The sequence below is a fragment of the Mesorhizobium sp. URHB0026 genome (assembly GCF_054059755.1).
In genome coordinates, this window is the sequence record NZ_JBSSCN010000001.1 from 2,490,727 (window position 1) to 2,503,445 (window position 12,719).

10 protein-coding genes are annotated in these 12,719 nt (G+C 63.1%); 3 read left to right on the forward strand and 7 right to left on the reverse strand.

Annotation, left to right across the window (positions count from 1 at the left end):
* Positions 1–1,827 (forward strand): alanine racemase, encoded by a 1,827-nt coding sequence (locus ACVWWD_RS12415; protein WP_352547249.1) that lies wholly within the window; start codon positions 1–3, stop codon positions 1,825–1,827.
* Here ACVWWD_RS12415 and ACVWWD_RS12420 read toward each other — a convergent pair whose 3' ends face one another.
* From ACVWWD_RS12420 to ACVWWD_RS12450, 7 genes are all read right to left on the reverse strand, one after another.
* Complete coding sequence (locus tag ACVWWD_RS12420; RefSeq protein WP_352547250.1) at positions 1,828–3,204, reverse strand: FGGY-family carbohydrate kinase; 1,377 nt, start codon at positions 3,202–3,204, stop codon at positions 1,828–1,830. It lies immediately after the preceding gene.
* Positions 3,201–3,518, reverse strand: coding sequence for an L-rhamnose mutarotase (gene rhaM / locus ACVWWD_RS12425; protein WP_023795367.1), 318 nt, complete (start codon positions 3,516–3,518; stop codon positions 3,201–3,203). The genes ACVWWD_RS12420 and rhaM overlap by 4 nt, the downstream gene beginning before the upstream one ends.
* The gene (locus ACVWWD_RS12430; RefSeq protein ID WP_352547251.1) at positions 3,518–4,519 is read right to left on the reverse strand and encodes an ABC transporter permease; all 1,002 of its coding nucleotides are present in this window, start codon (positions 4,517–4,519) and stop codon (positions 3,518–3,520) included. Before ACVWWD_RS12430 ends, rhaM begins: the two co-directional genes overlap by 1 nt.
* Positions 4,516–5,493: an ABC transporter permease gene (locus ACVWWD_RS12435; protein WP_457103083.1), complete on the reverse strand. Its 978-nt coding sequence runs from the start codon at positions 5,491–5,493 to the stop codon at positions 4,516–4,518. Before ACVWWD_RS12435 ends, ACVWWD_RS12430 begins: the two co-directional genes overlap by 4 nt.
* A complete protein-coding gene (locus ACVWWD_RS12440; protein ID WP_352547254.1) occupies positions 5,490–7,031 on the reverse strand; it encodes a sugar ABC transporter ATP-binding protein in 1,542 nt (513 codons plus the stop codon). Before ACVWWD_RS12440 ends, ACVWWD_RS12435 begins: the two co-directional genes overlap by 4 nt.
* Positions 7,032–7,118: 87 nt before the next feature.
* A complete protein-coding gene (gene rhaS, locus ACVWWD_RS12445) occupies positions 7,119–8,114 on the reverse strand; it encodes a rhamnose ABC transporter substrate-binding protein (protein ID WP_015319234.1) in 996 nt (331 codons plus the stop codon).
* 54 nt (positions 8,115–8,168) lie between these two features.
* Positions 8,169–8,972 (reverse strand): DeoR/GlpR family DNA-binding transcription regulator, encoded by an 804-nt coding sequence (locus ACVWWD_RS12450; protein ID WP_023770977.1) that lies wholly within the window; start codon positions 8,970–8,972, stop codon positions 8,169–8,171.
* Positions 8,973–9,159: 187 nt separating this feature from the next.
* Here ACVWWD_RS12450 and ACVWWD_RS12455 point away from each other — a divergent pair, with 187 nt between their 5' ends.
* Together ACVWWD_RS12455 and rhaI are read left to right on the forward strand one after the other, a co-directional pair.
* Positions 9,160–11,262, forward strand: coding sequence for a bifunctional rhamnulose-1-phosphate aldolase/short-chain dehydrogenase (locus tag ACVWWD_RS12455; RefSeq protein WP_457103084.1), 2,103 nt, complete (start codon positions 9,160–9,162; stop codon positions 11,260–11,262).
* Positions 11,263–11,349: 87 nt separating this feature from the next.
* Positions 11,350–12,642, forward strand: coding sequence for an L-rhamnose catabolism isomerase (rhaI, locus tag ACVWWD_RS12460; protein WP_352547257.1), 1,293 nt, complete (start codon positions 11,350–11,352; stop codon positions 12,640–12,642).
* Positions 12,643–12,719 lie beyond the last annotated feature (77 nt).

Sequence of the window (12,719 nt, forward strand, 5' to 3'; positions counted from 1 at the left end):
ATGTCGGGACCGCAAGTCGCCATCGACCTTGGCCGCATCGAACGCAATGCCCGCACCATTGTGGACCGCTGCGCGCTGTCTGATCTAAAGGTTTTCGGCGTCACCAAGGGCACTTGCGGCATGCCGCAAGTGGCGCGCGCCATGCTGCGCGGCGGCGTCTCCGGGATCGCCGAGTCGCGTTTCGAAAACATCCGCCGGCTGCGCGACAGCGGTATCAGCGCGCCGGTCATGCTGTTGCGCAGCCCGCCTATGGCACGCGTCGAGGAGTTGGTGCGCACCGTCGACGTCAGCCTGCAGTCGGAACTGACGATCATCCGCGAGATCTCGCGTATCGCCGAGCGTATGGGCCGCGTCCACGACATCATGCTGATGATCGATCTCGGCGACCTCCGCGAAGGCATCTGGCCGAACGACCTCATCCCCACGGTCGAGCGGATTCTCGACATGAAGGGCGTGCGCATCGCCGGCATCGGCACCAATCTCGGTTGCTTCGGCGCCATCATGCCGACAGAGGAAAATCTCGGCCAGCTCGTCGCCCATGCCTACAAGACCGAGCGTCTGTCCGGCAAAAGCCTGGACTTCATTTCCGGCGGCGCGTCGTCGTCCCTGCCGCTGCTGCTTGAAGGCAAATTGCCGGCCGGCATCAACAATTTGCGCGTCGGCGAGGCGATCCTGCAAGGCGGTGTCGAGACCTTCCGCGATGTGCCATGGGCGGAACTCGAACCCGACGCCTGCCGGCTGACCAGCGACGTCATCGAGGTCAAGCTCAAGCCGTCGCGGCCGATCGGCACCTCCGGCTACGACGCCTTCGGCAACCAGCCGATCTTTCTCGACCAAGGTGACAGGCTGCGCGCCATCGCCAATATCGGCCGCGAGGATGTGCTGGTCGAAGGGCTGATCCCGATCGCCAAGGGGATAAGGGTGCTCGGAGCCTCCAGTGACCATCTGCTGCTCGATGTGCAGGATGCGGACCCGCCGCTCGCCGTTGGTGACCGCGTCGCCTTCCGCATGAGCTATGGCGCCATGCTGCTGGCGATGACCTCGGAATATGTCGAAAAGGCGCCTATGCACGATGTCGCGGATTTCTCCGGCCGCAAGATGGTGTCGATCTCGGCCGAAGCGGAAGCGGCTCGCATCCTCGCGCGCGAAGCAACTGGCGCCCGGTTGGAGGCGATGAATTTCGACGTCGTCGAACTGGCCGATATCGATCGGCCGCCCTCGGGCCTGATCCGGTTCGCCGCCGGCGCCGATCGTCGCATCGCGCACAAGGCGCTGACCGCAACGGCCCGCGCGACCCACTCCTTCGGCCTGATCTGGATCGATTCCATCGCCGCGCTGATGCCGGAGGACGAAGATGGCATCGACCTGCCGGAGGCGTCGGTACTGGCGCGCTCGCTTGGCCTCGACCACAAGGCCGGCGCGCTGCAGCCGCAGCTGTCGCCGGAAAACGTCGTAATCATCGGGCTGCGCCATGCCGACCCGGCGGAAGTGCGGGTTCTGAAGGATTCGCGCGTCTCGGCCTTCACGATGACCGATATCGACGCCATGGGCATGCGCGACCTGATGCACGAGGCAATCCGCATCGCCACCTCGGGCACGCAAGGGTTTCATGTCAGCTATTCCCCCACGGCGACCGAATTCGCCGGCTGGGCGGCTGGCTCCGGCGGCCTCACCGTGCGCGAGACGCATCAGGCGATGGAGGCGATCGCACTTTCCGGCGGGCTGCTGTCGATGGATGTCTCCGGCCTGAGTACCGATCTGGAGCCCAGGATCGGTAGCGACGCGGTCAACTTCGTCATGTCCGCCTTCGGCAAGCGGATTCTCTGATCAGCCAATAGCCTCGACGGCCGCCCGCCACGAGATGATATACTCCGCCCAGGCCGGATCGGCCGGCGGCTCCTGTGTTTGACCTTTGCCATGCGCCGCGCGCTGGTTGGATGCCAGCAGGGCAGCCCCGATGCTGGTGCCGGTAGCGGCCTCCGATGCGATGACCGCGCGGCCAGTGCTCGCGGCAAGCATCCGCGTGAACAATTGATTGCGCGCGAAAGGCCCCTCGACGGTCGTCGGGCCATCGCCGCCGACGAGGTCGAGGCAAGTCGCCGTCATCAGCGCCAGATAGAAGGAGATGGCGGCAAAGCGTTGGCCGGGAGGGATCGCCTCGCCCTTGCGCCAGGCGGTGGTGTGATGCGGAAACGGCCCCGAGCCTTGCTGGATCGAAGGCAAAAGCAAAGTCTTGCGCGCCAGCACCGCGGTGACATCGCTGTCGCTCCAGCTCTGCGCCGAGCCTTCGGTCAGCAGCGAGAATTCGCGGCCGCCCATGAACCGCGCCGAGGGCACGGGGTCGCCGAGCGCATTGACATTGACCAGCGTATCCCTTGCCGGATCGAGCGCCACCGTCTTGCCGCCGACCGCCATTGACACCACCCAGGTGCCGGTCGAGACCACGCAGAAGGGCGGCGCGTCTGACAGGAGATGCGGCAGCAGCGAGGCGTTGGAATCGTGCAGGCCGCAAAAGACCGGGGTTTGTGGATCGAGCCCGGTCCGCTGCGCAAGCGCGGGCAGGATCGAGCCAAGACGATCGCTGGCCGGCCGCACGGGAGCCATCAGCTCGCGCCAGCCCAGGCGATCGACCAGCGCCGAAAAATCCCCCGTCCAGGGGTTCCACAAATCGGTGTGGCAGCCGAGCGAGGTGACCTCGTTGGCGGCGACGCCGGTCAGGCGCAGCGCCCAGTATTGCGGGTACATCAGCATCGCGGCGGCCCGGGCGAACTCCGTCGGGAAACTTTGCTGCTGCCAGAAGAATTGCGCGCCAAGATTGAGGCCGAGCGGCAGGCGCGGCGAGCCGGTCTCGGAGAAGGGCGGGCGGATCGCGTCATAGTCGGGCGCGAGCTCATCGGGCCCACCGTATTCATAGTCGAGGACAGGCAGCACCAGCTCGCTCCTCGCATCGACCACCACGCCGGTTGCGCCATGCGTGGTGATCGAGATAGCGTCGATGCGCTGTTCGCGATTGAGGTCGGCAAGGCTGTCGAGGATAAACGCCCAAAGCGCGTCGACATCGTGATGCGGGTAGGGCGCTTGTCGCGCCGGCGCGTTCGCCACCCGGCGCAGCGTCACCTCGCTCAATGTGGCGAGATCGACCAGCGCCACCTTGGCGTTGGTCTTGCCGATGTCGATGACGGCGATGTGGCGGACCGCGCTCATTCCATATGGAACATTATTTCCAGCGGCACCGCCACCGGCTCGTTATCCGGTTTCGTCTCCATGATGTCGGCCATTTCAGCCCACCAGCGCTGCATCACCGGATGCTTCGGCAGATCGTCCATGCCGTGGCCATCGCGCCGCCACAGCACGGCGAACAGGATGTTCGTCTCCTCGTCCAGATGGATGGAGTAGTCGGAGACGCCGGCCTGCTTCAGCAACGCGACCAGCGACGGCCAGATTTCATCGTGGCGCTTTTTGTACTCGGCCTTCATGCCGGGTTTGAGCATCATCTTGAATGCGTATTTCTCGGGCATCAGGCCAGGCGTCCCCCGCGCATCCGCCGCCAGACGATCGGCAGCGCGATGACGATGATCAGCAGCAGGCCGATGAAGATCGACATGACGATGCCGGGCACGTTGAGCAGGCCGAGCCCGAAGGTCACCAGCCCCATGATCAGAGCGGCAAGCACCACGCCGACGATGCTGCCGGCGCCGCCGAGGATGCTGACGCCGCCGAGCACCACCATGGTGATGACCTCCAGCTCATAGCCCTGTGCGATCGACGGACGCGTCGAGCCGAGCCGCGACGTGATCAGCACCGAGGCGATGCCCGACATCAGGCCGGTCAGGCAAAACAGGATGAATTTTATGCGGCCGACGCGCACGCCGGAAAACTGCGCCGCGACCGGATTGTTGCCGATCGCGAAGACCCGGCGGCCGAAATTCGTGCGGTGCAGCAGGAACCAGTAGACAACCGAGGCGATGAGGAAGAGCACCAGTTCGAACGACACCACCCACCAGACATAACCCTGGCCGAAGAACGCGAAGCTTTCGGGATAGCCCTTATAGGCCTGGTCACCGAGAATGATGAAGGCGATGCCGCGAAACAGGCTCATCGTGCCGATGGTGACGACGATGGACGGCAGGCCGAGCCGCGTGACCAGCAGTCCGTTGAAGGCGCCGCAGCCGAGCCCGACGACGACGCCGATCAGGACAAGCCCCGGCGTGCCGGCGCCGGCCTGCACCGCCATGCCCATCATGGTCGAGGCGAGCGCGATGATGGCGGCCACCGACAGGTCGATCTCGCCGGAAATAATCAGCAGCGCCATGGCGAACGCGATCAGGCCCTTCTCGGTGAAATTGAAGGTGAGATCGGACAGCGAATACGGGTCGAGGAAATAGGGTGAGGCGAAACTGTTGATGGCAAAGATGGCGATGGCCACCACGACCAGCAGCGCTTCCCAGGAAAAGATCGCCGAAGAGAGCGGTTTGTCGAGCCGGTCGGGAATGTGGCGAGGGGCAGGGACGTCGGTCATGCCGCTTCCACTTTCTTGAGGATGATGCGGCCCTGCTGGCGTTCGCCGCGCGCGTTGAGCACGACCGCCAGGATGATGGCGCTGCCCGAAATCGCCATCTGCCAGAAGGGCGAGATGTTGATGACCGGCAAAGCGTTGGAGATGATGCCGAGGAACAGCGCGCCGAGCACGGCGCCGCCGACCGAGCCGATTCCGCCGGCGATCGAGATGCCGCCGATGACGCAGGCGGCGATGATGTTCAACTCATAGCCGTTGGCGACCTCGACCGAGGCGATCACATAGCGCGAGATCCAGAGATAACCGCAGAGGCCACCGATCATCCCGGAGATGCAGAAGACGATGAATTTGGTCCGCCCGACATCGATGCCGGCGTAGACGGACGCCGTCGGATTGACGCCGATGGCATGGATCGAGCGGCCGAGCGCGGTGCGCGTCATCAGCACGAAGAACAGCGCGATCACCAGGATGGCGATCCAGGACAGAACCGGAATGCCGAGGAAAGCTGCGCGCTGGAAGCCGATGAAATCCGCACTCATCTTATCGGCATTGACCCAGGCGCCACCGGACAGGACGAAAGTGGCGCCGCGATAGATGGTGAGCGTGCCCAGCGTCACCACGATCGAGGGTATGTTCAGACGCCACACCAGCAGGCCGTTGATAGCGCCGAGCATCAGCCCCACTGCAAGCGCGATGACGATCAGCAGCGGGATCGGGATCGCCGGATGGGCGGCGTTCAGCATCGCCACCACCATTCCGGTGAAACAGAGGTTCGACGCCATCGACAGGTCGATCGAGCGCGTCAGGATGACGACCATCTGGCCGAGCGCCAGGATCATCAGGATCGAGGTGTCGTTGAACACCTGGCGCAGATTGCCGAGGTCGGCAAAGGCGGGGTAGCGCGTCGAGATCAGCCCGACCAAGACGACGATGGCCGCGAGCAGCCAGATTTCGCGGTATTTCAGGAAAGCTTTCATGCCGCGATCCCTGCTGCTGTCCTGACCAGCGTCTCGGCATCCAGTCCCTCGTTGTCGTAGACCGCCGCGACAAGGCCCTCGCGCATGACGATGACGCGATCGGACATGCCGAGAATTTCAGGCAGTTCGGACGACACCATGATCACCGACAGGCCCTGCGCCACCAGTTCGGCCATAAAGCCGTGCACGGCGGCCTTGGAGCCGATGTCGATGCCCTTGGTCGGTTCATCAAGGATGATCACCTTGGGCGTCGTCGCCAGCCATTTGGCGATGACCACCTTCTGCTGGTTGCCGCCAGATAGCGTGCCGACATCCTGGCTGAGCGAGGAGGCCCTGAGGTCGAGCCGTTCCGTGTAGGAGCGGGCCAGCGAAAATTCCTCCGCCAGCCGCAGCATGCCTGATTTCGAGGTGCGGGCGAGCGATGGCAGCGAAACATTCTGGAAGATCGGCAGGCCGATAACCACACCCTGCTTGCCGCGTTCTTCCGGGACGTAGACGATGCCGGCCTCGATCGAATCCGCGGCCGATTTCGGCGCGATCGTCTTGCCATCCAGCATGATCGTGCCGCCGCTTATGCGGGTAATGCCAGAAATCGCCTGCATCACCTCGCTGCGCCCCGCGCCCACCAGGCCATAGAAGCCGAGAATCTCGCCCTTGTGCAGTTCGAAGCCGATATCCCTGAACTCGGTCGGATGTGACAGGCCGGAAACGGAAAGCACCGACGCGCCGATCTCGGCCTTGCGCCGCGGAAAGATGTGGTCGACCGAACGGCCGACCATCATGCGCACGATCTGGCTCTGGCCGGCATCCCTGATCAGGCCTTCGCCGACCATCTCGCCGTCGCGGAACACCGTGTAGCGGTCAGCAATGCGATAGATCTCGTCGAACTTGTGGCTGATGAACAGGATCGCCTTGCCCTGCTCCTTGAGGAATTCGATCAAAAGGAAAAGCTCCTCGATCTCTTTCATCGAAAGGGCTGCGGTCGGCTCGTCCATGATGACTATCTGGGAGTCGATCGACATGGCGCGCGCGACGGCGACGAGATGCTTGTTGGCGATGCCGAGATCCCTGAGCCGCGCATCGGCATCGATATGGCCGGCATGCATGGTGTCGAGCACTTCGCGCGCATTCTTGCGCATCGTGCGCCAGTCGATGGTGCCGAGGCGCGTTCGCGGCGCATGGCCGAGAAAGATGTTTTCGGCGACGCTGAGATCGTCGAACAGCACGGTTTCCTGATGGATGGCGGTCACGCCGTGGCCAAAGGCGGCGTGCGCGCTGGGCAGCGCGACGGCTTGGCCGTCGATGCTGATCGTGCCCGCATCGGGCTGGTAGATGCCGGTCATGATCTTGACCAGCGTCGACTTGCCGGCGCCGTTCTCGCCGATCAGCGCCGTCACCTGGCCGGGATAGAGCGACAGGCTGACATTGTGCAGGGCACGGACACCGGGAAAGCTCTTGGAGATGCCGGACAGCGCCAGGCGCGGAGCGGAGGCCGGAAGCCGCTCGTCGGTCTCGCTATGTCGGGCCGTCGTGTCCATATCCGTTCCGTGTCAAGCCCTGAAACTAGGTCCGTTTGAAGTCGCGGCGGGATGTGAGTCCCGCCGCGCCAGCTTGAAAGCCAGAGATCAATAGATCTTGGAGAACTTCTCGATGTTGCTCTTGTCGAACTGGAAGGGCGGAGCCATCGCGGCCGAGTTGGTGTCGTCGAGCGTGACTTTGCCGACGCGGCCGATCGACAGCGTCGCACCCGGCTTGGCCTCTTCCTTTTTCACCGCCAGGTCATGGGCGAGGTAGACGGCGGAGTAGCCGAGGTCGATCGGGTTCCACAGCGCAACCGCCTGGCTGGCGCCGTTGTCGATGAACTTCTTGAACTCCGATGGCAGCGCCAGACCGGTGACATTGACCTTGCCGATCAGGTTCTCGTCGGTGACCACCTGGGCCGCGGCGACGACGCCGACGGTGGTCGGCGCGATGATCGCCTTGAGGTTCGGATAGGACTTCAGCAGGCCCTTGGCCTCGTCGGTGCTCTTGGCCGAGTCGTCATCGCCATAGACGGTGGCGACGAGCTTGATCTTGGGGAACTTCTCCGGCAGCACCTTCTTGGCCGCTTCGATCCAGGAATTCTGGTTGGTCGCGGTCGAGGAAGCCGACAGGATGGCGACATCGCCGCCTTCCGGCAGATAGTCGGCGGCAAGCTTGATAATGGTCTCGCCGATCAGGCCGGTGTCGGACGGGTTGAGGTGAAGCTGGCGGCCTTCCTTGGCGACGCCCGAATCCCAGGAGATGACGGTGATGCCGCGCTCCATGGCCTTCTTCAGCACCGGCACCAACGCGTCGGCGTCATTGGCGGAAATCGCGATGGCGTTGACCTTCTGCGCGATCAGCGAATTAACCACTTCGATCTGCGCCTCGGCGGTCGCCTTGGTCGGGCCGGTGTAGATGATATCGACGTCGCCGAGTTCCTTGGCCGCCTCTTGCGCGCCCTTGTTGGCGGCATCGAAGAAGCCGTTGCCGAGCGACTTCACCACGAGCGCGATCTTGACGTTTTCCGCATAGGCGGCATTCACGAACATGGCGGCCGAGAAAGCCGCGGTCACCATCAATTTCTTCAAGAAGCTCATCGAATTTCCTCCCTTGAGTGTTGCATTCCATCGCCGCTGCGGCGTGAGGGTGTCTCAGGCCTGCAGTGAAGATTCTTCCTTTGTCGACTTGCGGGCGACGATCAGCGTCACCCCCGCGGTTTCCAGCATCTTGGCTTCGCGGTCCTCGATGCCATCGTCCGTGATGACGGTGGCGATGCGCGAAAGACCGCACAGGATCAGGCTGGAGCGTTTGCGGAATTTCGAGGAATCGACCAGCACCACCAACTCGTCGGCCTGGTCGATCAGCTTCTGCTCCGCCTGAATCAGAAGTGGATCGCCTTCCATCAGGCCGAGAGGCCCCAGTCCTTGAGCGCCCATGAACATGCGGCGTGCGTAGAAATTGCGCGTGACGTCATTGTCGAAGGGCGACAGGATGATGTTCTGCTCGCGATAGATGGTGCCGCCCGACAGCATGACCGTATTCTTGGAGTGCTTGAGCAGGTGCTCGGCGATAGGGAACGAATTGGTGAAGATCGGCATGCGGAGGCCGGCCAGGAAATGCACCATCTGGAAGGTGGTGGTGCCGCCATTGATGATGATCGGCTCGCCATCCTTGCACAACTCGACTGCTTCACGAGCGATCGCCCGCTTCTGCGCCGCGTTGAGCGTTTCATTGACGGAAAAGGGCCGGCCGGCCAGCCCGATGAACTGCGGCGGCGATATTGCTTCAGCGCCGCCGCGCACCCGGCGCAGGCGCTTTTGGACATGGAGAGCCGCGATGTCGCGCCGGATCGTCGCCTCGGACGATTCCGTCAGGTCGACCATTTCCTGCACCGTCACCACAGGTTTTTCCTGGACGGCGGACAAAATGATCCTGTGGCGCTCTTTTTCGTGCATGGTTCCTCCCTGCCTAAGCATCTAGGCACCCAAACCGAGCAGTGTCAATCATTTCCGATCATATAATTTCATTGTGCAGTGCGGTATGATTGATATTGATCGTTTGTGATTGACAAGCTCGCCTCTTGCGTAGACATTCCCGAGCGAAAAAGGAGCGCATGGTGCGCGCTCCAAGGGAGGATTACCTATGCTCGACAAGCGCTCCGGCTCGCGCCTCGCCAATCTGTGGGACGATGCGAAAGCCAAGGGGATGAGTGAGCCCGAGCTGCTGGTCTATCGCTCGAACACGCTCGGCTCCGACAAGCGCGTCACCAATTATGGCGGCGGCAATACCTCCTCGAAGATATGGCAGAAGGATCCGCTCACCGGCCAAGATGTCGAAGTGCTGTGGGTGAAGGGCTCGGGCGGCGACAGCGCCTCGATCAAGCTTGACGGCTTCGCAACGCTCTACATGGACAAGCTGCGGGCGCTGAAGGGGCTTTATCGCGGCGCCGAGCACGAGGACGAGATGGTGGGCTATCTTCCCCACTGCACCTTCAACCTCAATCCGCGCGCGGCCTCGATCGACACGCCGCTGCACGCCTATGTGCCCAAGCCTTTTGTCGACCACATGCATCCCGATGCCATCATCGCCATCGCCGCCGCGAAGGATTCCAGGGCTCTGACCAAGGAGATATTCGGCGATGTCATCGGCTGGTTGCCATGGAAGCGGCCGGGCTTCGAACTCGGCCTGTGGCTGGAGAAATTCTGCCTCGAACACACCACCGCCAAGGGCGTCATCCTCGAAAGCCACGGCCTGTTCACCTGGGGCGATACGCCGAAGGAATGCTATGAAACGACGATTTCGGTGATCAACCAGGCCATTGAATGGTTCGAGCGCCGCTCCGAAGGCCTGGCGATCTTCGGTGGCGAGGTGGTGAAGTCGATGGACGCCGCCGATCGCCGCGCCATTGCCGCCAAGCTGATGCCCAGGATTCGCGGCCTGATCTCGGAAAAGAGCCACAAGCTTGGCCACTTCGATGACTCGCCCGCCGTGCTCGAATTCGTCAACTCCAGGAATTTGCGTTCGCTGGCCGCCCTCGGCACCTCGTGCCCGGACCACTTCCTGCGCACCAAGATCCGCCCGCTGGTGATCGAATTCGATCCCGCAAAACCGGATGTCGACGCCGTCATCGCGCGCCTCGCCGACGACATTGCCGAATATCGTGTCGGCTACCAGGCCTATTACGATAGCTGCAAGCATGCGGATTCGCCTGCCATCCGCGACCCCAACGCGGTAGTCTATCTGATGCCCGGCGTCGGCATGTTCACCTTCGCCGGCGACAAGGCGACAGCGCGCATCTCGGGCGAGTTCTACGTCAACGCCATCAACGTCATGCGCGGGGCCTCCACTGTCTCGTCCTATGTTGGCCTGCCAGCGCAGGAGGCTTTTGACATCGAGTATTGGCTGCTCGAGGATTTGAAGCTGCAGCGCATGCCGAAGCCGAAGTCTCTCGCCGGCCAGATCGCGCTGGTCACCGGCGGCGCCGGGGGCATCGGCCGCGCCACGGCCAACCGCCTGCTGCGCGAGGGCGCCTGCGTCGTGCTGGCCGATATCGACGAGGCGGCACTCGCCGGCGCCAACGAGGAACTGGCAAATGCCTATGGCAGGGATTTCGTCCGCCCGGTTCTCATCAACGTCACCTCGGAGGACCAGGTCGTCGCCGGTTTCGCCGAGACGGCCGTCGAGTTCGGCGGCATCGACATTCTGGTCTCGAATGCCGGCTTGGCATCGTCGGCGCCGATCGAGGAGACGACCCTGGCGCTGTGGAACAAGAACATGGACATCCTCTCCACCGGCTATTTCCTGGTCTCCAGGGAAGCATTTCGGCTGTTCCGGGTACAGAAGATCGGCGGCAACGTCGTCTTTGTCGCCTCCAAGAACGGTCTGGCGGCATCGCCCAACGCCGCCGCCTATTGCACCGCCAAGGCGGCCGAGATTCATCTCGCCCGCTGCCTGGCGCTGGAGGGCGCGGAAGCCCAGATCAGGGTCAATGTCGTCAACCCGGATGCGGTGCTGCGCGGCTCGAAGATCTGGACCGGCGAGTGGAAGGAACAGCGTGCCGCCGCCTATAAGATGTCGACCGACGATCTGGAAGAGCACTACCGCTCGCGTTCGATGCTGAAGCGCTCCGTCTTCCCGGAAGACATCGCCGAGGCGATCTATTTCCTCGCCTCCGACATGTCGGCCAAGTCGACAGGCAACATCATCAACGTCGACGCCGGCAACGCGCAGAGCTTCACGCGCTAGCCTTCCTTCTCCCCGTCCACGGGAGAAGGTGCCCGAAGGGCGGATGAGGGGCGGCGCCAGCCGAACGTAATCTTGGGAGGATCAGCAGTGTCCGAATCCATCATCTCCGCCGACATCGTCGCCAGCAGTAACGCCGCGCGCAAGGTTGACCTCGAGCGTGACTATGCCTCGCTCGGCGAGCGCCTCGACCGACGCGGCATCGCCATCGACTCTATCCGCGACAAGGTGGAAAACTTCGCGGTGGCGATCCCGTCCTGGGGCGTCGGCACCGGCGGCACCCGCTTCGCCCGCTTTCCCGGCGCCGGTGAGCCGCGCGACATCTTCGACAAGATCGAGGATTGCGCTGTCATCCAGCAATTGACGCAGGCGACGCCGACCGTGTCGCTGCACATTCCTTGGGACAAGGCCGATCCGAACCGGCTGAAGCAGGCGGCCGCACGCTTCGGGCTGGGCTTCGATGCCATGAACTCCAACACCTTTTCCGACACGAAGGACCAGACGCTTTCCTACAAATTCGGTTCGCTGTCGCATGCCGACGCCGGCACGCGTCGTCAGGCGGTCGAGCACAATCTCGAATGCATCGAGATCGGCAAGACGCTGGGTTCAAAGGCGCTGACGGTGTGGATCGGCGACGGCTCCAACTTCCCCGGCCAGGTCAATTTCGCCAAGGCGTTCGAGCGCTATCTCGACGCCATGAAGGATATCTATGCCGGGCTGCCGGACGACTGGAAGCTGTTCACCGAACACAAGATGTACGAACCTGCCTTTTACTCCACCGTCGTGCAGGACTGGGGCACCAACTACATCATCTCAAGGGAGCTCGGCGACAAGGCCTTCTGCCTTGTCGACCTCGGCCATCATGCGCCCAACGTCAACATCGAGATGATCGTCTCGCGGCTGATCCAGTTCAAAAAACTCGGCGGCTTCCACTTCAACGATTCGAAATATGGCGACGACGATCTCGATGCCGGGTCGATCGACCCCTATCGGCTGTTCCTGGTTTTCAACGAGCTGGTCGATTCCGAGCTGTCAGGCGCCGAGGGTTTCGACCCCGCCCATATGCTCGACCAGAGCCACAATGTCACCGATCCGATCGAAAGCCTGATGCTGTCGGCTGTGGAGGTGCAGCGCGCCTATGCGCAGGCGCTGCTGGTCGACCGAAAGGCGCTTGAAGGGTTCCAGGACGGCAATGACGCGCTGATGGCGACGCAGACGCTGAAGGCGGCTTATCGAACCGATGTCGAGCCGATCCTTGCCATGGCACGGCTGAAGACAGGTGGCGCCATCGATCCTGTCGCCGCATACCGGGCGGCGGGCTACCGCGCCAAGGTCGCGGCGGAGCGGCCAGCCGTCGCGGGTGGTTCCGGCGGGATCGTTTGAGGTAGAGCCGACCTCCCCCTTGCGGGAAGATGTCCGGCAGATGGGACGCTGTCGCGTCGACGTCTCAGCTGATTCCA